Below are 19,638 nucleotides of genomic sequence, written 5' to 3' on the forward strand. Positions count from 1 at the left end.
CGAAGATACAGATGAAAACGGTTCCCGTGCGCGCAACTCACTGGAGCGCGGTCAGGACGGCGAGCAAGCGGTCGATCTCCTCCGGGGTGTTGTAGACGTGCAGGCTCACCCGCACCGCGTGTTCGCGCTCGCCGGCGCTGCCCTGACAGAGGCCGTCGGAGCGGACCATGAAGCCGTGGCTGAAGAGGACGAAGCCGAGGTCGCCGGAGCCGATGGCGCGGTGCCGGAAGGTGACGATGCCCTGGCGCCCCTGGACGTCCGAGTCCGCCGCCAGACTGCGCCGGCAGCCGAGCACGTCGTACGCGGGCAGTCGGCGCAGCCCGTCGGTCAGCCGCGCGGACAGCGCGCGGATCCACCGGTCGATCCGGTCCGTTCCCGCGGCGTCCAGCCAGTCCAGCGCCGCCCGCAGGCTCGCCGCGCCGGTGGTGTCGGGGCTGCCGTCCCAGCCGCCGGGCACGAACCGCGGGCCCCGCGCGTTACGTGACCAGACGGCGCCCGTGCCCGGCAGCGCCAGGGCCTTGTGGCCGGAGAAGACGAGGAAGTCCACATCGAGTTCGGCGAGGGAGACGGGGAGGTGGCCGACGCTCTGGGCGGCGTCGAGGCAGATCGCCACGTCCGGGCCGACGGCCCGGCGGACGCGGTGGATGTTCATGTCGCCGCCGTAGACGTGGTGCACATGCGTGGCCGCCACGAAGCGGGTCCGCGGGGTGACCAGCCGGGCCAGGGCCGCCGGGTCGTAGTCGCGGGAGCCCTGCTGGTACGGCATCGGGCGGAGGTGGACGCGGATGCCCTGGCGGGCGAGCAGCTCGCGGGCCTCCACCCACGGCGCGATGTTGGCCTGATGGTCGGCGAACGGCACGACGATCTCGTCCTGGTCGGCGAGGACGCCGGTGAGCCAGTCGCGGGCGACGGTGCGCAGCCCTTCGGTGGTACCGCTGACCAGGTGCACCCCGGAGCGGTCCGGGTCCGGATCGGCCAGGAACTCCTTGATCCGCTCGCGGGTCTCGCGCATGAGCGCGGTGGTGCGGTTGGCCCAGGTGTACGTCCCCCGGCCCGCGTTGGCGTTGCTGGTGGTGAGGTAGGTGTGGACGGCGTCCAGTACGGCCTGCGGCTTCTGGGTGGTCGCCGCGCTGTCGAGGTACGCCAGCTCGGGGTGGGCCGCGATGATCGGGAACTGTGCGCGGCGGGCGGCCTGCCAGTCGCGCAGCTCGTGGAGGACCGCCGCTGCCGGGGCGCGGGTACCGGTCACGGCGGCCTCATTCCCGTACGAGCGGGGCACCCGCGTCCCGCCAGGCGATGATGCCGCCGGAGAGGCTGCGGACGTCGGGGTGGCCCATGCGGGTCAGCAGCGCGGCGTACCGGGCGGACTGCTCCCCCACCGGGCAGGCCAGCAGCACGGGCCGGCTCTTGCTGAACGGCAGGCCGCCCTCGATGAGTTCGGCGCACAGCTCGTCGACGATGTTCACCGAGCCGGCGATGTGCAGCGCGGCGTAGGAGAAGGGGCTCCGCAGGTCGACGACGAGGGGCCGGTCCTCGGCGATCCACCGCTCGGCCGCGGCGACGTCGATGCCGGTGGCGGCCGCCACCTCCGCGTCGGTGAGGGTGGCGACGGAGTTGCGGTGCACCGGCCGGCCCAGGAGGTCGGGCCGCCGCCGGCGTACATAGCTCAGATAGCCCTCGATCCGGTCGCACACGATGAACACCGCGGTGCGACGCTCCGTCAACTCGGCGTCCAGCGCGCGCAGATGGCGTACCGCGCCGGAGTACGCGGCGCCGCCGGTCGGCCCGGCCGGCATCCCGCACCGCCGGGCCAGCGTCACCATGCCCTCGATGGCGTCGTCGGCGGTGACGGTCGCAATGGTGTCGTACGTCGCCGGGTCGAACAGGCCGACGCCCTGCACCTCGTCGATGGTGCGGATGCCCGGGATGAAGTCCGCCTTGTGCGCCACCAGCCCGAGGACGTGCACGGCGGGGTCGTGGGCGCGCAGCACCCGTGCGACACCGGTGGAGGAGCCGGCGGTGCCCACGCACGCGATGAAGTGGTCCGGGGCCCGGCCGCCGAGGTCGGCGACGATCTCCGGCCCGGTGCCCGTCAGGTGCGCCTCGGTGTTGCGCGCGTTGTAATACTGATCGGTGTAGACGTACGGGCTGTCCGATCCGCTGAGCTCCTGGTGGAAGAGGGTCAGCGGGTCGTCCGTACTGCTGGGGTCCAGGCACTCCGTCTGCCCCGGCAGCTCCTCGACCTCGGCGCCCAGCAACAGCAGCAGGTCCCGCATCTCCGGGATGCGGATGCGGTTGGTCACGGTCTTGAAGGACACGCCGTGCATTCCCGCGAGCAGGGACAGGGCCTTGGCGGTGTTTCCGCTGGACAGCTCGACGACCGTGTGGCGGCCCTCGGCGGCGGCCTTCAGGCCCGGCCGGACCATGTTCCAGGCCGCCCGGTCCTTGACCGAACCGAAGGGGTTCAGCATCTCCAGCTTGGCGTACAGGTCGATGTGGCGCAGGCCGTGCACGGCCGGATCGACGCGGACGAGCGGAGTGTCGCCGATGGCATCGGTGATGCTGTCAAGCCTCATCCGCGTCCTCCCCGCCACCATGCTGCCGCGTGCGGTGCTGCTGAACGACCGGCCAGTACTCCTCGTCCAGGCACCAGCGCCACGGCCCCGCACCGGAGCCCTCCGGCCCCTCCGCTGCGTCCCCGTCCCGCCAGACCGCGACCTTGCGGGCGACGGGCTGCCGCTGGGCCTCGCCGGCCCGGAAGTCCATGCAGTAGCCCGCGGTGTTGACGAAGGCGAGCAGGTCGCCTTCGCGCGGTGGCGACGGCAGGAAGACCGTCCGCCGCGTGATCATGTCGGCCTCCAGGCAGAGGTTGCCGGCGAGATGGACGCCCACCGGGCCGCCCGCGTCCACTGGGCCGCCCGCGTCCGGCGCCGCCTGTCTCCCGTCGCGCGGGACGAGTACCGGGTCCATCAGGACCCCGTGCTCCTCCAGCGCCACGTCGTCGGCGCCCGCCGCCAGCCGTACCAGCCGCTCCCCCGACGCGGTGTCCCGCACCTCGACGACGCGCGCCAGCGTGAGCCCGCACTGGTCGGCCAGCGCCCGCCCCGGCTCGATGTGCAGCTCGTACAGGCCCTCCAGGAGCAGCGTGGCGAGCGGCCGGCCCAGGGTCGGCGCGGCGTGGGACAGCAGTGCGTCGAGGTACTTCTCGGCGGCGACGGGGCGGTGCGCGGGATACAGCGCGAGGGTGCCGCGCAGCGTCCCGGCCTCGTGCGAGAGGCCGTAACCGTGCCGGCGCCAGGTCAGCGCGGGACGCCGCCCCATCACCGCCTGGGTGAGCTCCGTGGTGTACCGCTCCCACTGCTCGCCGTCGGCGAGGTAGCTGACGCCGAAGCCGCCTCCGATGTCCACGGCACGGGGATCGAGGCCCCGGGCGCGGAATGCGTCCATGGCGCGGACGCAGCCTTCGAGCGCCACGGCCTTCTCGGCGAGGCTGGTGGTGTCGAGGTGGTACCCGACGCCGGCCGGCCGGACGGCGTCTGCGCACCGCTCCACGGTGGTGAGCAGCGCGTCGAGCTCCGCGACCGGCGTCCCGAACCGGCTGGGCCGGGTCAGCACCCGGGACCCTTCGGAGGTGAACTCCGAGAGCCGTAACAGCACGTCGGCGCGCGGCAGTCCGTACCGCCGCACGAGGGCCGCGAGCTGCTCCAGTTCGGCGCGCCCGTCGACGTGTACGACGACGCCGGTGCGGGCCGCGAGCCAGAGGAACTCCGGGGTCTTCGGACCGGTCGCCACGATGCGGTCCGGGGTGAAACCCGCACCGAGGGCGTGCTGCAGCTCGCCCAGTGACGCGACGTCGATGCCCGCGTCCGTCGCCGCGAGCCGCCGGACGAGGGCGCTGGACCGGTTCGCCTTGTGCGCGAAGAAGATCCGGCCGGTCAGCCGGTGCGTACGGTAGACGGCACGGAAGCGCGCGAGGTTGTCGGCGAGCTGGTCGGGGAGCAGGACGTTGAGCGGCGACCCCAGCCCGTCGGCGAGCGCGTGCAGGAACCGGCCGGAGGCCAGCAGCGACGCCGCCCGAGGCGCCAGCCGTGGCTCCAGGTACAAGGGGACGCCCATCCCGAGGCTCCTCCTGTCCTGATTCCTGTCCCGATGCGGACCGCATCGTGCGTGCCCCGTTCGGCGGCATCCGGCCACCGACGGAAAATGCCGCAGGTGTTCGACGGACCCATTTCCCGGCAGCGGACGCGCTACGCCCCTCGCCGCCCGATCTCATGCCGCATGTGGACGCGGCGGGCCCGCCCGGCGTACCGCACGTACCGCCGCCCGCCGAGCCCCGCTCCCCCACGCCGGGCATTCGCGGCTGGGCCTGCTGCCACACGCGCAGACGAACCAGACATCGGCGATAAAATGCGGTGACTGATCTAGCATTCGGGACACACTGGCGCACTTTTCCAATATCGCGCAAAGATCATCCACAGTACGGCAGATCAGGAGGAAGAGTCATGGCGACGGCCACGCACACCACCCACCAGGGGCACACGCATCAGCACGGAGCCGGCTGCGGTCACGTGGCGGTGCCGCACGGCGACCACGTCGACTATGTGCACGACGGCTGCCTGCACCGCCCCCACGAGGGCCACGTCGACGAGTGCGAGCCCACCGCGCACACCGAGCACCAGAACCACACCCACCAGCACCAGGAGGGCTGCGGCCACGTCGCGGTCCCGCACGGCGACCACATGGACTACGTCCACGACGGTCACCGCCACGCCCAGCACGACGGCCACTGGGACGACCACTGACCGCAGCCCTGGCGGCCCGGGTCAGTCCACCGTGAGCCCGAGCTTCGCGGTGGCTGCCGAGCTGGTGCCCACATAGAGGTCGAACGCGCCCGCCTCCACGGTGAAGTGGCCGTGGCTGTCGTTCGTCCAGAAGCCCAGGTCCGCGGCGCCGAGACGGAAGCGCACCGTGGTGTGCTTCCCCGGCGCCAGGGTCACCCGGCGGAAGCCGCGGAGCCTGCGGACCGGCTGGGTGAGGGAGGCGGCGCGGTCGTGGACATAGAGCTGTACGACCTCGTCGCCGGCCCGCTTGCCAGTGTTCCGCACCTCGACCGACACCTCCAGGGTGTCGCCCTTGCGCAGTGCGTCGGCCGCGACACTCGACCGGCTGAGCTTCGGATCGCCGAGCGTGAAGTCGGTGTAGCTGAGCCCGAAGCCGAACGGGAACTGCGGGCCGTCGGGCAGGTCCAGGTACTTCGAGGTGTACTTGTTGTCCGCGTCGTAGGGGCGGCCGGTGGACTCGTGGTTGTAGTGGATCGGGATCTGGCCGACCGTACGGGGGAAGGAGGCCGGGAGCTTGCCGCCCGGGTTCACGGCACCGAAGAGGACGTCCGCGATGGCGTGACCGGCCTCGATGCCGGGGTGCCAGGCTTCCAGTACGGCGGGGGCCTGCGCGAGCCAGTCGCCCACGGTCAGCGGGCGGCCGTTCACGAGCACCACCACGAACGGCTTGCCGGTGGCCGCGACCGCCTCGATCAGCTTCTCCTGCGCGCCCGGCAGCGAGATGTCGCTGCGCGCGGCGGCCTCGCCGCTGATCGCCGGAGGCTCGCCCACTACGACCACGGTCACCTCGGCGGCCTTGGCTGCGGCGACGGCCTCGCCGATACCACTGGTGTCCTTGCCCGCCGCGTCGACGCCCTTCGCGTACGTGACCTTCGCCCCCGGCGCGGCCTTCTTGACCGCGTCCAGCACCTTCCCCGCCGGGAACTTCTTCTCGGAGGCCGGGATCACCCAGGTGCCCAGGAGATCGGCGGAGTCGGCGAAGGGGCCGACGACCGCGATGGAGGACGCCTTGGCGGACAGCGGCAGTACCGACTTCTCGTTCTTGAGCAGCACCATGGAGCGGGCCGCTGCCGCACGGGCCGCCTTGCGGGCGTCCGCCGACGGCTCCGTGATCTCGCCCTTCTCCTCGACGTAGGGCTGGTCGAAGAGACCGAGCTGGTACTTGAGCTGGAGCACCCGGTACACCGCGTCGTCCAGCCGCTGCTGTTCGATCTTCCCGGCGCGCAGCAGCTTCTTGCCGTTCTCGACGAAGTGGGTGCTGGTCATCTCCATGTCGACGCCCGCGTTCAGCGACAGCCGTGCCGCGTCGGCGCCGTCCTCGGCGAAGCCGTGCGCGATCAGCTCCTTCACACCGGTGAAGTCGCTGACCACCAGCCCGTCGAAGCCCCACTCCTTCTTGAGGATGTCGGTGAGGGTGTGCGGGTTGGCGTGCGCGGGGACGCCGCTGATGGTGTTGAAGGACGCCATGACGGTCGCCACGCCGGCGTCCAGGGCGGCCTTGAACGGCGGCAGGTAGAGGTTGCGCAGCCGGGATTCGGAAACGTCGACCGTGTTGTAGTCGCGGCCGCCCTCCGCGCCGCCGTAGGCGACGAAGTGCTTGGCGCAGGCCGCCACCCGGTCCTTCGCCTTGAGGTCCTTCGGATCCTCACCCTGGTAGCCGCGTACCTTGGCGGCGGCGAACGCCGAGGTGAGGTACGGGTCCTCGCCGCTGCCCTCCGCGATACGGCCCCAGCGCGGCTCGTGGGTGACGTCCATCATGGGTGCGAAGGTCCAGTGCACGCCGTTCGAGCGGGCCTCCTTGGCCGAGACCTCGGCGTCCGCCACGGTGACCGCCGGGTCGAAGCTGGCCGCCTGGGCGAGCGGAATGGGGAAGTTGGTCCACATGCCATGGATCACGTCCAGCCCGAAGACCAGCGGGATGCCGAGCCGGGACTCCTCGACGGCGATCTTCTGCAGGGCGTTGGTGGTCTTCGCCCCGAAGATGGAGAAGACCGAGCCGAGCATGCCCTTGCGCGCGGCGTCCTCGACCGCCTTGGTCTCGCCGCCGCCGGGGCCGGTGTCCCAGGTCCACGGCAGCTGCTGGAGCTGGCCGAACTTCTCGTCGACCGTCATCCGGCCCATCAGTTGCTTGATCTTCTGATCGTACGGACCGGAAGCACGGGGAACGCTTCGTGCGGCCGGTGCGGCGGCGGCCTGCGCGTTCCCCACCCCCAGGAGCCCGCCGGCCATGGCCGTACCACCGGCCGCACTCAGAAGCGTGCGTCGTCGCATCCCCTGCATGTGTTCACCTTTTCGGCAATGGGCAGGCGGCATTGCCTGCTCCGAATTCAGAAGGTGAATGGACGTTAAGTTTTCCCTGACTGGTGGGTCAAGAGGCGCGACACCGCTCCCCGTACGTGTCACTCGTCCGAGAGCTTGAGGTTCGGCACCCGCCACGCCGCGACGAGGAAGGCCAGCAGGGTCACGGCCGCACCCGCCAGGAACACGACGCGCATGGCGGCGACATAGCCCTCCAGGAAGGGCAGTGCCAGGCGCGGGTCGAGGGTGTGCAGGAAGGCGGAGTCCTCCAGATTCAGGCCGCCGTGCGGGCGCAGCACTCCGCTCAGCACCCGCGCGTTGCCGGGCTCTTCGGCGAGCCGGCGCAGTTCGGGATCGCGGAACGCACCGGACAGCCGCTCGGCGATCCGCGAGCCGGCCAGGGAGAAGAGGATCGAGAGGAACGCGGCGGCGCCGACCGTGCCGCCGTTGGAGCGGAAGAAGTTCACCGAGGCGGTCGCGGCGCCCATGTCCGTACGCGGCACCTCCGACTGGGCCAGCGTCGTCATGGTCTGCATCGCCGCGCCCAGCCCGGCGCCCATGAAGAGCATGCCGATCGAGACGTACCACAGCGGGCTGTCGACGCTGAGCGTCGCGTAGACGAGCATGGCGGCGGTGAAGCAGCCGATGCCCGTTACGAGGTGGACCTTGAGCCGTCCGGTGCGGGAGATCAGCCGCCCGACCGTCAGTGTGACGGCGACGTTGGCGACCGTGGTGGGCAGCATGGCCAGCCCCGCCGCCATCGGGCTCATGCCCTGCGCGAGTTGCAGGTACAGCGGCAGCGTGGTCATCGCACCGAACATGCCGATGCCCACGATGAAGTGCAGCAGGGTACCGAGGCGGAAGCTGCGGACGCGGAAGAGGCGGAGGGGCAGCAGCGCCGCCTCGCCCATCCGCCGCTCGATGAGGACGAAGCCCGCCAGCCCCACGGCGCCGGTCGCGTACAGGGCGAGCGCGGCCGGTGACGCCCAGCCCCAGCTGCGGCCCTGCTCGGCGATGACGAGGAGGGGGACGACGCCGACGGCGAGGGCGAGCGCGCCGCCGTAGTCCAGGCGGTGCCGTACGGGCTGGTGCGGCACGCGGCGCAGCACGCGCGTGATCACGGCCAGGGCCACCGCTGCCAGCGGCACGTTGATGAGGAAGATCCAGCGCCAGCCGGTGATGCCGAGCAGGGTGCCGCTGCCCGCGAACACGCCGCCGACCACCGGCCCGATGATGCTGGACCCGGCAAAAACGGCCATGAACCAGCCCTGGTAGCGGCCTCGTTCGCGCGGCGAGGTGATGTCCGCGATCACGGTCATCGCCAGCGACATCAACCCGCCGCCACCGAGGCCCTGGAGCGCGCGGAACGCGGCGAGCTGGTGGATGGACGTGGCGCAGCCGCACAGCAGCGACCCGGCGGCGAAGAGCAGGATCGCGACCAGGTAGACGGGGCGGCGGCCGTGGATGTCGGAGAGCTTGCCGTACAGCGGTGTGGCGATGGTGCCGGTGACGAGGTACGCGGTGGTCACCCATGCCTGCGCGGTCAGTCCGTGCAGGTCGTCGGCGATGGTGCGGAGCGCTGAGGAGACCACGGTCTGGTCGAGCGCGCCGAGGAACATGCCGAGCATCAGGCCGGACAGGACGGTGACGACCTCGCGGTGGGACAGCCGCGCGGGCGGCCCGGCCTCGTCGGCCGGGCCGCCCGCGGGCTCCTGCTTCCGGAGCGCGTCGGAGGAGGTCACGCGTGCTCTCCGACGAGCCTCTCCAGGTCGGCCACCGCGCTCTCGATCTCCGGCAGCGCCAGCATCGCCAGCCGCGCACGGCGCGCGGTCGCGGCGGCGCCGGGGTCGGCCAGCACCTGCCTGCAGACCGCGGCGATGCCGTCGGGGGTCAGGTCTGTGATCCGGCGGCCCAGGCCCAGCTCCTCGACGCGCTCCGCGTTGGCGGGCTGGTCGCCGAACTGCGGGAGGACCGCCAGCGGCGTGGCCGTGCGCAGCGCTTCGCGGATGCTGTTGAAGCCGCCGTGGGTGAGGAAGAGGTCGACGCACTCCAGGAGCAGCGGCTGCGGCAGCCGGTCGGTGACGTGGACGTGCGGCGGCAGCGCCGTGGTGTCCACCGGTACGCCGGAGGTGGCGATGATCACCGTGCACTCGTCCAGCTTCGCCGCGGCCTCGACGATGCTCTGCAGCGTCTTGGCGGGGTCGGGCATCTCGAAGGGCATCTCCGGAAGCTGCTGCCCCTCTTCCATCCGCTTCTGGAGCATGGGCAGCGCCGTGCCGAGGGCGGCCCACACCAGCGGCCGGTCGGTGGGCAGTTCGGCGACCCACTGGGGCAGTACGGAGCTGCGGTCCACGTCCACCGTCTGGCGGTACGCCCAGGGGCCCGGCAGGTGGCGGGCGAAGGAGAAGTCCGCAGGTACGTAGTCGACGCGCCCGTGCCGGACGATCGAGAGCGGGTCCTCCTGGGTGGGCAGCCCGAGTTCGGCGCGCAGGGCGTTCAGGCCGGGGTGGATCTCCGCCGGGTCGAGGACGTTGCTCGCGCCCGAGGGCGTGGGGAGCTGCGGGATGCCCAGTTCCTCGGCGATGAGGCAGGAGCTGAAATCCATGCCGTCGCGGAGGATGACGTGCGGGCGGAATTCCAGTGCCACGGGGCGCAGGGCCTCGCGGAGCCGCTTGGCCATCGGGCCGGACAGGACCCGGATCATGAAGCGCACGACGGCGGCCTGCTGCTGTTCCGGGCCGAGAGCCGCGGCGTCCGAGATGCCGGCCAGGTCCTGTGCCGGGTCGGCGAACTCCTGCGGCGAGAAGCGCGGCAGGCAGGTCAGCACGTGGTGGTCGTCCTGCTGGAAGAGCGGGGCGAGCTCCTCGGTGGTCGCCACCCGTACCTCGTGTCCCGCGGCCACGAGGGCCCGGAGCAGGGGAAGCTGGGCGCGGCCGTGCGAGGGACTGCCGGTGGTCGTGCACAAGACTCGCATGAAAGGGGCCTTTCGTTCGGTCCGTAGTGGGGGGTGGGGCGCAGGCCCCGGGCCGGTGCTCAGCCGGCCATCGTGTACGGGCTGCCGATGCTCTGCCGGACGAGTCCGGCGCGCTCCAGCCGCTCCTGGTCGAGTACGTTGCGGAAGTCGTGAACGATGCGGCCGTCGAGGCGGGCGGCGACCGCCTCCCAGTCCAGTTCGAGGAAGTCCGGCCATTCGGTGAGTACGAGGACGGCCTCGGCTCCCTCGGCCGCCTTCACCGGGTCGTCCACGAGGGTGACCAGGTCGCTCAGATCGGGCCGGGTCTCGCTCAGCGCGGGGTCGTAGGCGTACAGCTCGGCGCCGCGCTCCCGCAGCTGCCGGGCGATGGCCAGCGCGGGCGAGTCGCGCAGGTCGGCGGTGCCGGCCTTGAACACCAGGCCGTACAGGGCCAGCCGAACGCCCGCCAGCGAGCCGTCGCCGCGCGAGGACTGGGCCGCGACGCGCTCCACGAGGCGGGCCTGGTGCTCGACGTTGGTCTCGATGGTGGCGCGCAGCAGCGGGAAGTCGATCCCGGCGGCCTCGCAGACGGACAGCAGCGCGTGGGTGTCCTTGGGGAGGCAGGAGCCGCCCCAGCCGGGGCCCGGCTGGAGGAAGGCGGCGCCGATGCGCGGATCGTGGCCGATGCCCGCCGTGACGTCGCCGATGTCCGCGCCGAAGCGCTCGCACAGCGTCGCCAGGTTGTTGGCGAAGGACAGCTTCATGGCGAGGAAGAAGTTGGCGGCGTACTTGGTGAGTTCGGCGCTGGCGGCGTCGGTGACCACGAGCGGTGCCGCCAGGTCGGTGTACAGCTCCGCCACCCGCCGCGCGGCCTCGGCGTCCGCTCCCCCGACCACGATCCGGTCCGGGTGCAGGAAGTCGTGCACGGCGCGCCCCTCGCGGAGGAACTCCGGGTTGCTGACCACCGTCACATCCGGCCGTCCGACCAGCGCGGCGACCCGGTCCGCCGTGCCGACGGGCACCGTGGACTTGTTGACCACGACGGCGCCGTGCGGCAGTTCGGTACGGATCTCCCCGGCGACGGCCTCGACGGCGGCCAGGTCGGCGGCGCCGCCCGCGCCCATGGGCGTCGGGAGGCAGAGGAAGACCACGTCCGCGTCGCGCACGGCGGCCCGGGTGTCCCCCACGAATTCCAGAAGGTCCGATTCCAGCCCCTCTTGGACCAGTTCCGGCAGTCCGGGCTCCAGGATGTCGACCTCGGCCCTCCGCAGCCGCTCGACCTTGCCCGGGTCGGCGTCCGCACACACCACCCGGTGCCCGAGGGAGGCAAGGCAGGCGCCGGTGGTCAGGCCCACATAGCCGGTACCGATGACGGCAACACGTCTCACAGCCACTGAAAATCACCTTTTCGAATGATCGTCGGCGGACCGACCTTAAGCCACCCGACCCGGCGTGGGTCAACGATCGATGACAACGAGCGATGACTTCCGGACACAGTTCGGATGCTGGAGCATGTGCTGCTGAACGACGAGCCGAAGAAGGTGCGCACACGTGGACGGATCGACAGTGAAGGCGAAGGACGACATCAAGGACGACACCGGTGAACGGCCCGCGCGGGCGCGCAAGAACAACGCGGCGGAGACCCGCAGCGCCCTGATGGCCGCCGCGGCACTGCGCTTCGGGAGGTACGGCTACGACGGCGCCAGCATCCGCGACATCGCCGGGGACGCGGGGGTCGACGCCGCACTCGTGTACCGCTATTTCGGCTCCAAGGAAGCCCTGTTCGCCTCGGTGGCCATGGACACCGCGATCTTCGACTCGCTCCTGGAGGTGCCGCTCGACGAGGTCGCCGCCTGGGTCTCCGACTTCGTCACCACCGGCCCGCCGGACGAGGAGATACCGCACCCGGTGCTGTCCGTACTCCGCTCCTCCAGCCGCGAGGAGGCCGTCCGGCAGTTCCGCGACAGCGTCGCCGAGGTGTTCTCCGGCCGGTTCGCCGAGCGCCTGGAGGGCCCCGACGCGGAACTGCGCGCCGAGCTGCTCGCCGCCTGGCTCCTCGGTACGAGCCTGATGCGCAAGGCGTTCCGCACCCCGGCCCTGGACGCGGCCACGGCCGCCACCCTGGAGTCCCATCTCCGCGCCGGCATCACCGGACTCGTCAACCCCCGCACCTGCGACTGCGGTTGCACTTGCCCGTGCGGCGTCTGAGCCCGCACTCCTGAACCGACTCCGCAAGGGGGCACGGTCGGCCCGCCCGACCGTGCCCCCTTTTGCGTGCGCGCGCATCCGGCACCCTTCCCTCCCTTCCATAGACCTGGTAGGAGTATTTCTATTAGGCATAGTCGGAACAGAAACAGTCGAGCGAAGGAGCCCGTCGTGAAGTTCTCGATGATCTTCGAGGCGCAGATGGCCGATCCGTCTCCCGCATCCGAGCGGCAGGTGATCCAGGACTGTGTCGAACAGGCCGTGTTCGCCGAGGAGATGGGATTCGACCGGATCTGGGCGGTCGAGCACCACTCGCTGACGCAGTACGCACACATGAGTGCGTCCGAGGTGTTCCTGTCCTGGGTGGCGGCGAAGACCTCCGGGATCCGGATCGGCCACGGCGTGGTGACCATGCCGTTCGGCTACCAGCACCCGGTACGGGTCGCCGAGCGGTCCGCCATGCTCGACGTGCTCTCCGGCGGCCGCGTCGACATCGGCTCCGGACGCGGCGCCACCAAGCAGGAGATGTCCATGTTCGGGGTGCGCCCCGAGGACACCAATCCCCAGATGGAGGAGGCGCTGCGGATCGTCAGCAACGCCTGGCGCGAGGAGACTTTCGAGTGGCACGGGTCGCTCGACATAGGCCCCGGCGCCGTGCTCCCCCGCCCCGTACAGGCCCCGCACCCGCCGCTGTTCATGGCCTGCAGCAAGCACGACACCCTCAAGCTCGCCGCCGAACTGGGCGTCGGCGCACTCGTGCTGGGCTTCGCCGGCGCCGACGACATCCGCGAGATGCGCAAGGTCTACGACGAGGCCATCTCCGTACGCGGCACCGAGCGCTTCGTCTCCACCGAGGTCAACGACCACTTCTCCGCACTGTGCCCGACGATCGTCCTGGACGACGCCGACGCCGCCTACCGCATCGGCACCCGCGGCCAGCGCTTCTTCGCCGAATCCATCGCGCACTGGTACGGGAACGGCCCGAAGCCCACCGTGTACGCGGAGGACGAGGACCACGTCGCCGCGATGGGCCGCCGCCGCGACGAGCTCGTCGCCAAGCTGCACGAGGCGGACATCCCGGCCCGCCCCGCCGACACCGGTACCTACAACGCCGAGCACGCCTACGGCACCGCCGAGACCGCCATCGACTACGTCGAGCAGCTCCGCAGGATCGGCGTCGACGAGGTGATGTGCCTGATCCAGATGGGTACCGTGCCGCAGGACGTGTGCATGGAGACCATCCGGCAGTGGGGCGAGACGGTCATCCCGCACTTCCGCGCCCTCGAAGGGAACGCGGGCTGATGGCCTCGGACACGGTGGGGCGGCTGGCCGGCAAGGTCGTACTCGTCACCGGGGCCGGACGTGGCCAAGGCGCCGCCGAGGCACGGCTGTTCGCGGAGCACGGGGCGCGCGTCGTCCTCACGGACGTCCAGGAGGACGCGGGCCGTGAGGTGGCCTCGGCGCTCGGGAAACAGGCGGTGTTCGTACCGCACGATGTGACCGACGCGGCGGGCTGGCAGCGCGTGACCGAGGCCGCGCTCGACGCCTTCGGCCGGATCGACGCGCTGGTGAACAACGCGGCGCTGTGGCGCACCGCGCCCATCGAGGAGGAGAGCGAGGCGAATCTGCAGCGGCTGCTCCAAGTGAACCTCGTCGGGCCGTTCCTCGGTCTGCAGGCGGTGGTGCCGGCGATGCGTGCGACGGGCGAAGGCGGGTCGGTGGTGAACATCTCTTCCACGGCCGGGCTGGTCGGCATCCAGGGACATGCCTCGTACGGGGCGACGAAGTTCGGGCTGCGCGGGCTCACCAAGTCCGCGGCGCTCGACCTCGCCCGGCACCGCATCCGGGTCAACTCCGTGCACCCCGGCATGGTGGACACCCCGATGGTCGCGGGCGTGCTCGGCGCGGACGCCGGGGAGCGGGAGTGGCCGAACGTGCCGCTGCGCCGGATGGGCCGCCCGGAGGAGGTCGCGGAGCTGGTGCTGTATTTGGTGTCGGACGCGTCTGCGTACGTCACGGGGGCCGAGTTCGCCATCGACGGCGGGCTGACCGCTCAGTAAGGGCGTACGCACAGAGGAAGCCCGCCGGTTCGGTACCGGCGGGCTTCCCTGATGGGGCCGTGCGGTCAGCGGGCCCCGAGGTCGGCAGCGATGGCGTTGACCGCGGTCCAACTGAACGTCATCGCCGGGCCGATGGTCGCGCCCGGCCCCGGGTACGTCTCGCCCATCACCGCGGCCGAGGCGTTCCCGGAGGCGTACAGCCCCTCGATGACCGAGCCGTCCTCGCGCAGCACACGGGCCGTCGCGTCGGTGACCGGGCCGCCCTTGGTGCCGATGTCGCCGGGGTGGACGGGGACGGCATAGAAGGGGGGCTTGGTCAGTGGGGCGAGGTTGGGCGCGGGCAGGGTGGGGTCGCCGTAGTAGCGGTCGTACACGCTGTCGCCGCGCCCGAAGTCCTCGTCGCGGCCCGCGCGGGCGAAGCCGTTGAAGCGGTCCAGGGTCGCCCGCAGCCGGTCGGCCGGCAGGCCGGTCCGCGCGGCCAGCTCCTCGACCGTGCCGGCCTGCTTCACGAAGCCGCTCGCCGTCCACTTCTTCGGGAACGGCTGTCCCGGCAGCAGCCCCATGAAGACGTACCGGGCCTTGGAGGTGGCGTCGAGGATCAGCCAGGACGGCACCGTGGAGGCGCCGGGCCGGTCGTGCGCGTACATCGCGTCGACGAACTCGTGGTACGGCGCGGCCTCGTTGGCGTACCGGGCGCCGGACTGGTCGACGATCACCATGCCCGGGATGCCGCGGTCCGCGACCAGGAAGAACGGCTTCTCGCCGGGCGCCACCACGGACGGCGCGCCCCACACCTTGTCCATCAGGTCGGTCGCCGCGCCCGCCGCGACGGCCGCTTCGAGGGCGTCCCCGGTCTGCCCCTCGGCCGCCGACGACCAGGCGGTGGAGGTGGGCGCGGGGAGGTACTTCTCGCGCAGCCGGCTGCTGTGCGAGAAGCCGCCGGAGGCCAGCACGACGCCGCCGGCGGCCCGTACGGTGATCTCCTCGCCGGCCCGGTCGAGCCGGACGCCGGTGACCCGGCCGTCCTCGGTGACCAGGCCGGTGAGCGGCGCGGAGAGCCACAGGTCGCCGCCCAGCCGGTCCATCGAGTACCGCATCCGGGCGACCAGCGCCTCGCCGAGCGCCAGCGGCCGGCGGCCGGTGGCCAGGGCGGCGAGCGCGCGCAGCCCAAGCTTCACCGACGTGCGTTTGCCGGCCCAGGTGCGCGCGGCCATGTTGAGGTGGCGGAAGTCGCGGGAGGTGATGGTGAGTCCGTACGTGGGCAGGCCCGCGCGGCGCATGGTGGCGCGCAGTTCGGGGCGCAGCTTCGTGAAGTCGAAGACCTCGGGCTCGACGGACCGGCCCTGTGCGAAGCCGCCGAGCCGCTCCGGGTAGTAGTCGCTGTAGCCGGGGGTGTACGCGAAGCGGACGGCGGTCCGGTCGTGGAATTCGCGGACCATGGCCGGTCCGTGGGCGAGGTAGGCGTCCTTGCGCGCGGCCGGCACCCGGTCGCCGACGGTCGCGTCGAGGTAGGCGCGGGCCTTCTCGACGGTGTCGCCGAGGCCCGCGGCGTCGAGGTGGAAGTTGCCCGGTACCCAGATGGCACCGCCGGAGAGCGCGGTCGAGCCGCCGTACCGGTCGGTCTTCTCGGCCACGAGGACGGTGAGCCCGCGCAGCCGGGCGGTGAGGGCCGCGGCCATTCCGGCGGCGCCGGAGCCGATCACCACGACGTCGTAGGTGTGGTCCCAGGAAGGCGTGCGGTGCTCCGGCATCAGAAGGCCCCCACTGCGTAGCGGCTGCGGAAGTAGAGGAGCGGGCGACCGTCCTCGCGGGCGTCGAGGGCGAGGACTTCGGCGGTGACGAGGTAATGGTCACCGGCCTCGTGCACGGTGCTCAGTGCGCACTCGATGTGTGCCAGGGCGCCGTCGATACGTACGGTGCCGTGCTCCCCGGCGGTCCAGGGCACGCCGGCGAACTTGTCGGGGCCGCTGCGGCCGAGCGCGGCGCAGATCTCCCGCTGGTGCTCGGCGAGGATGTTGACGCAGAAACGGCCGGTCCGTTCGATGCGCGGCCAACTCGTGGACGCCTTGCCGACGGCCAGCATGACCAGCGGCGGGTCGAGGGAGAGCGAGGCGAAGGACTGGCAGGCGAAGCCCGCCGGGCGGCCGTCGTCGTCCAGTCCCGCGACGACGGTGATGCCGGTGGCGAACCGGCCCAGGACGTCCCTGAATCCGGCCGGGTCCACCTCTGTACGCCCGATCAGCCGTTCCACCGGTGCCCCCAGAAGCTGTCGGCGGTGATCTCCTTGGCGACCCAGGTGGCGGGGTCGACGATCAGCCCGTCCCAGCCGTACTCGACCTGGAAGCCGCCGGGCGCCTGGGCGTAGAAGGAGACCATCCGGTCGTTGGTGTGCCGGCCGAGGGTCGAGGCGATGGGAATGCCCGCGTCGTGCATGCGGTCCAGGCCGCGCCCCACGTCGTCGAGGGTCTCCAGCTCGACCATGAAGTGCACGATGCCGGGCGGAAGTTCACCCGGGTAGAGGCCGAGGCTGTGGTGGCGGCGGTTGGGGCTGAGGAAGTGCATCAGATGGAAGTCGCGCTGCTCCTTGGCGGTGGGGACGGCCTGCGGGGGCAGCTTCATGGAGTCGCGCAGCTGGAAGCCGAGGAGGCCCTCGTAGAAGTCCAGGGCCTCCTCGATGTCCGGTACGGGCAGCACGACGTGCCCCAGGCCGAGGTCACCCGTCACGAACCGGTTGCCGTACGGCGTGCCGAGCGGCGTGTGGTCCTGCGCCTGGCCCCAGAAGATCTCCAGGGGGTTGCCGCAGGGGTCGGTGAACTGGATCAGGCCCTGGACGCGGCGCTCGGCGAGTGTGGCGGCATCGGCGGACTTCACGGCGACGCCCGCCGCTTCCAGTTCCCGCGCCGCGTCCGCGAGCGCGGTGGCGTTCGCCACCTCCCAGCCGGCCGCCTGCAGCCGGTCGGCGCTGCCGCGGACGATGGCGATGCGGTGGGCACGGTCGTCGATGCGCAGGTAGAGCGTGTCGTCGTCGGTGCCGGTGGCCGTCACCATGCCGAGGAGGTCCAGCGCGTACGTACGCCACTCCTCGAAGCGGGTGGTCTCCACGCGCAGATAGCCGAGAGCACGGATGTCCATGGTCGGTCTCCTTCGGGCGTCAGTGGGAAAAGCTGCTGTTCATTGAGAAAAGAAGGCGATCGCGAGGCGGTTGAACTCGTCGGCCTGCTCGGTCTGTGCCCAGTGGCCGCAGTGCGGGAAGACGTGCAGCCGGGCGTCGGGGATGGTCTTCAGGGCCACCAGCGCGCCGTCGAGCGGATTGGTACGGTCCTCGCGGCCCCAGGTGAGCAGGACGGGCTGGGTGATCCGGTGGGCCTCGCGCCAGAGCATCCAGTCCTGTGCCCAGGCGGGGTTGGCGAAGGCGGCCGCCATCCGGGCGTTGCCGAGCTTCGTCTCGGGGTCGGTGGCCGAGGCCCAGCGCTCCTCGACCAGTTCGTCGGTGACGATGGACTGGTCGTACGCCATGACGCTCAGGAACGCGCGGAGCTGTTCCTTGGTCGGCTCGGGCGACGCCTGGAACTCGAAGAGCCGCTTGATGCCTTCGGTCGGGTCCGGCGCGAAGAGGTTGAGGGAGATGCCGCCGGGACCCATCAGCAGCAGCTTGCCGACCTTGTCCGGGTGGTCCAGTGCCATGCGGACGGAGGTGCCGCCGCCGAGCGAGTTGCCGATGAAGTGCGCCTGGGCGATGCCGAGTTCGTCCATCAGGGCCGCGACGGCGCCGGCGCTGTAGCTGAAGTAGTCCCTGTCCGGCTCGGGCTTGGCGGAGCGGCCGAAGCAGGGCTGGTCGATCAGGAGGGTGCGGAAGGTACGGGCGAAGACGGGCAGGTTGCCGCCGAAGTTGCTCCAGCCCGAGGCGCCGGGCCCGCCGCCGTGCAGCATGATCACCACAGGCGCTCCGGCCGGGCCCGCCTCGTGGAAATGCAGCTCGATGCCGCCCGCCTTGACCGTACGGGACGTCGACTCGTAGGTATGCGCCACTATCTGATCCCCCATCAGAGCATCGTGTCCTGGATGTCGAGGCCGAGCGCCGCCTGCCCGAAGAGCACCAGCGCGCGCTCGGGGTCGTTGGCGGCGTGCCCGCGGCCGGTGTGCGCGTCGCGCCAGGCGCGCTGGACGGGGTTGGGGCCGTTGCGCATCGCGCTGCCGCCGGCGTTCTCCACCAGCAGGTCCACCGCCGCCACCGCGCGTTCCGTGGCGAGCACCTGGTCGCGGCGGACGCGGGCGCGCAGCTCCGCCGACGGGTCCTCGCCGCGCTCCGCGCCCGCGTAGAGCTCGCTCATGTTGCGGCGCAGCTGCAGCCAGCAGGCGTCGATGTCGCTGGCCGCGCGGGCGATGCGGACCTGCGCGAACGGGTCCTCGGCGACCTTCTGGCCGTAGGAGACCCGGATGCGTTCCCTGGTGGCCGCCGCGTACGCCTCGTACGCGCCCTCGGCGATGCCGACGATCGGGGTGGAGATGGTGGTGGTGAAGACCGAGGCGTACGGCAGCCGGTACAGCGGCTCGGGGTTCAGCTCCTGGCCCGGCGTCCGCAGCGCGCTGACCGGGCCGAAGCTCAGCGCCCGGTACTCGGGCACGAAGGCGTCCTTGATGACGATGTCGTTGCTGCCGGTGCCGCGCAGGCCCACGGTGTCCCAGACCCGGTCGATCGTGTACTGGGTCCGGGGCACGAGGAAGGTGCGCATGTCGACCGGCGCGCCGTCCTCGCCGAGGACGAGGCCGCCGAGCAGCGCCCAGTCGGCGTGGTCGCAGCCGGAGGAGAAGTGCCAGCGGCCGGAGATCCGGAAGCCCCCGTCGGCCACGGTGACCTTGCCGGTCGGGGCGTACGAGGAGGCGATCCGGGTGGTCCGGTCCACGCCCCAGACCTCCTCCTGCGCACGCGGATCGTACAGGCCGACGTGCCAGGGGTGGACGCCGACCACGGAGGCGACCCAGCCGGTGGAGCCGCACGCCTTGGCGATCTCCTTGACCGCCTCGTAGAAGACCACCGGGTCGGCCGCAAAGCCGCCGTACGCCTTGGGCTGCAGCAGCCGGAAGAAGCCGGTGCCCTCGATGTCCTTGACCGAGGCGTCGGGCACCCGGCACAGCTCCTCGGCCTCGGCGGCGCGTTCGCGGAGCACGGGGGCCAGCTCCCGGACGGCGGCGAGGACCTCGTGCGCGCTCATGGCGTCTTCGCTCATGGCGACCCCTCTCAGGTCGTGAATATGGCCGTGTGACGCGGAGATGCGAAGTG

The 19,638-nt window shown here is 71.6% G+C and carries 16 protein-coding genes; 4 read left to right on the top strand and 12 right to left on the bottom strand.

Features of this window, described 5'->3' with window-relative positions:
- Positions 1–37: 37 nt before the first annotated feature.
- From IF04_RS0117070 to IF04_RS0117080, 3 genes are read right to left on the bottom strand one after another with little or no spacing between them, the layout of a single operon-like run.
- Positions 38–1,249 (bottom strand): aminotransferase class V-fold PLP-dependent enzyme, encoded by a 1,212-nt coding sequence (locus tag IF04_RS0117070; protein WP_030257583.1) that lies wholly within the window; start codon positions 1,247–1,249, stop codon positions 38–40.
- 7 nt (positions 1,250–1,256) lie between these two features.
- The gene (locus IF04_RS0117075; RefSeq protein ID WP_030257584.1) at positions 1,257–2,576 is read right to left on the bottom strand and encodes a pyridoxal-phosphate dependent enzyme; all 1,320 of its coding nucleotides are present in this window, start codon (positions 2,574–2,576) and stop codon (positions 1,257–1,259) included.
- Complete coding sequence (locus tag IF04_RS0117080; RefSeq protein ID WP_051831313.1) at positions 2,566–4,116, bottom strand: Y4yA family PLP-dependent enzyme; 1,551 nt, start codon at positions 4,114–4,116, stop codon at positions 2,566–2,568. The genes IF04_RS0117075 and IF04_RS0117080 overlap by 11 nt, the downstream gene beginning before the upstream one ends.
- A gap of 386 nt (positions 4,117–4,502) precedes the next feature.
- On the opposite strand from IF04_RS0117080, the gene IF04_RS0117085 reads away from it, so the two are divergent.
- The gene (locus IF04_RS0117085; protein WP_030257587.1) at positions 4,503–4,802 is read left to right on the top strand and encodes a hypothetical protein; all 300 of its coding nucleotides are present in this window, start codon (positions 4,503–4,505) and stop codon (positions 4,800–4,802) included.
- 21 nt (positions 4,803–4,823) lie between these two features.
- Here the strand turns inward: IF04_RS0117085 and IF04_RS0117090 are convergent, their stop codons facing one another.
- From IF04_RS0117090 to IF04_RS0117105, 4 genes are all read right to left on the bottom strand, one after another.
- On the bottom strand, positions 4,824–7,121 hold the full coding sequence (locus IF04_RS0117090; protein ID WP_030257590.1) for a glycoside hydrolase family 3 N-terminal domain-containing protein: 2,298 nt from the start codon (positions 7,119–7,121) through the stop codon (positions 4,824–4,826).
- A gap of 119 nt (positions 7,122–7,240) precedes the next feature.
- Complete coding sequence (locus IF04_RS0117095; RefSeq protein ID WP_030257593.1) at positions 7,241–8,881, bottom strand: MDR family MFS transporter; 1,641 nt, start codon at positions 8,879–8,881, stop codon at positions 7,241–7,243.
- Positions 8,878–10,113, bottom strand: a complete 1,236-nt coding sequence (locus IF04_RS0117100; protein WP_030257597.1) for a glycosyltransferase — start codon at positions 10,111–10,113, stop codon at positions 8,878–8,880. Before IF04_RS0117100 ends, IF04_RS0117095 begins: the two co-directional genes overlap by 4 nt.
- A gap of 59 nt (positions 10,114–10,172) precedes the next feature.
- On the bottom strand, positions 10,173–11,486 hold the full coding sequence (locus tag IF04_RS0117105) for a UDP-glucose dehydrogenase family protein (protein ID WP_030257600.1): 1,314 nt from the start codon (positions 11,484–11,486) through the stop codon (positions 10,173–10,175).
- A gap of 157 nt (positions 11,487–11,643) precedes the next feature.
- On the opposite strand from IF04_RS0117105, the gene IF04_RS0117110 reads away from it, so the two are divergent.
- From IF04_RS0117110 to IF04_RS0117120, 3 genes are all read left to right on the top strand, one after another.
- Positions 11,644–12,300 (top strand): TetR/AcrR family transcriptional regulator, encoded by a 657-nt coding sequence (locus IF04_RS0117110; RefSeq protein ID WP_245654424.1) that lies wholly within the window; start codon positions 11,644–11,646, stop codon positions 12,298–12,300.
- A gap of 168 nt (positions 12,301–12,468) precedes the next feature.
- Entirely contained in the window at positions 12,469–13,599 is a 1,131-nt protein-coding gene (locus tag IF04_RS0117115) for an LLM class flavin-dependent oxidoreductase (protein ID WP_030257604.1), read from the top strand.
- Complete coding sequence (locus IF04_RS0117120) at positions 13,599–14,357, top strand: glucose 1-dehydrogenase (protein WP_030257606.1); 759 nt, start codon at positions 13,599–13,601, stop codon at positions 14,355–14,357. Before IF04_RS0117115 ends, IF04_RS0117120 begins: the two co-directional genes overlap by 1 nt.
- Before the next feature lie 65 nt (positions 14,358–14,422).
- Here IF04_RS0117120 and IF04_RS0117125 read toward each other — a convergent pair whose 3' ends face one another.
- The 5 genes from IF04_RS0117125 to hsaA are packed head-to-tail and all read right to left on the bottom strand — an operon-like array spanning position 14,423 to position 19,585.
- Entirely contained in the window at positions 14,423–16,108 is a 1,686-nt protein-coding gene (locus IF04_RS0117125) for an FAD-dependent oxidoreductase (RefSeq protein WP_030257609.1), read from the bottom strand.
- Positions 16,108–16,608 (bottom strand): flavin reductase family protein, encoded by a 501-nt coding sequence (locus tag IF04_RS0117130; protein WP_030257614.1) that lies wholly within the window; start codon positions 16,606–16,608, stop codon positions 16,108–16,110. Before IF04_RS0117130 ends, IF04_RS0117125 begins: the two co-directional genes overlap by 1 nt.
- Positions 16,596–17,489, bottom strand: a complete 894-nt coding sequence (locus IF04_RS0117135; RefSeq protein ID WP_030257617.1) for a VOC family protein — start codon at positions 17,487–17,489, stop codon at positions 16,596–16,598. The genes IF04_RS0117130 and IF04_RS0117135 overlap by 13 nt, the downstream gene beginning before the upstream one ends.
- Before the next feature lie 39 nt (positions 17,490–17,528).
- Positions 17,529–18,401 (bottom strand): 4,5:9,10-diseco-3-hydroxy-5,9,17-trioxoandrosta-1(10),2-diene-4-oate hydrolase, encoded by an 873-nt coding sequence (gene hsaD / locus IF04_RS0117140; protein WP_051831315.1) that lies wholly within the window; start codon positions 18,399–18,401, stop codon positions 17,529–17,531.
- Positions 18,401–19,585, bottom strand: a complete 1,185-nt coding sequence (hsaA, locus tag IF04_RS0117145; RefSeq protein ID WP_030257622.1) for a 3-hydroxy-9,10-secoandrosta-1,3,5(10)-triene-9,17-dione monooxygenase oxygenase subunit — start codon at positions 19,583–19,585, stop codon at positions 18,401–18,403. The genes hsaD and hsaA overlap by 1 nt, the downstream gene beginning before the upstream one ends.
- Between the last annotated feature and the right edge of the window lie 53 nt (positions 19,586–19,638).

The sequence above is a fragment of the Streptomyces violens genome (assembly GCF_000717745.1).
Classification (GTDB): domain Bacteria; phylum Actinomycetota; class Actinomycetes; order Streptomycetales; family Streptomycetaceae; genus Streptomyces; species Streptomyces violens.

Bases quoted from the DNA above. Each gene is read 5' to 3' on its own strand.
- IF04_RS0117075 (WP_030257584.1), bottom strand. From the start codon at position 2,576: ATGAGGCTTGACAGCATCACCGATGCCATCGGCGACACTCCGCTCGTC.
- IF04_RS0117080 (WP_051831313.1), bottom strand. From the start codon at position 4,116: ATGGGCGTCCCCTTGTACCTGGAGCCACGGCTGGCGCCTCGGGCGGCG.
- IF04_RS0117085 (WP_030257587.1), top strand. From the start codon at position 4,503: ATGGCGACGGCCACGCACACCACCCACCAGGGGCACACGCATCAGCAC.
- IF04_RS0117090 (WP_030257590.1), bottom strand. From the start codon at position 7,121: ATGCAGGGGATGCGACGACGCACGCTTCTGAGTGCGGCCGGTGGTACG.
- IF04_RS0117100 (WP_030257597.1), bottom strand. From the start codon at position 10,113: ATGCGAGTCTTGTGCACGACCACCGGCAGTCCCTCGCACGGCCGCGCC.
- IF04_RS0117120 (WP_030257606.1), top strand. From the start codon at position 13,599: ATGGCCTCGGACACGGTGGGGCGGCTGGCCGGCAAGGTCGTACTCGTC.
- IF04_RS0117125 (WP_030257609.1), bottom strand. From the start codon at position 16,108: ATGCCGGAGCACCGCACGCCTTCCTGGGACCACACCTACGACGTCGTG.
- IF04_RS0117135 (WP_030257617.1), bottom strand. From the start codon at position 17,489: ATGGACATCCGTGCTCTCGGCTATCTGCGCGTGGAGACCACCCGCTTC.
- hsaD (WP_051831315.1), bottom strand. From the start codon at position 18,401: ATGGGGGATCAGATAGTGGCGCATACCTACGAGTCGACGTCCCGTACG.
- hsaA (WP_030257622.1), bottom strand. From the start codon at position 19,585: ATGAGCGAAGACGCCATGAGCGCGCACGAGGTCCTCGCCGCCGTCCGG.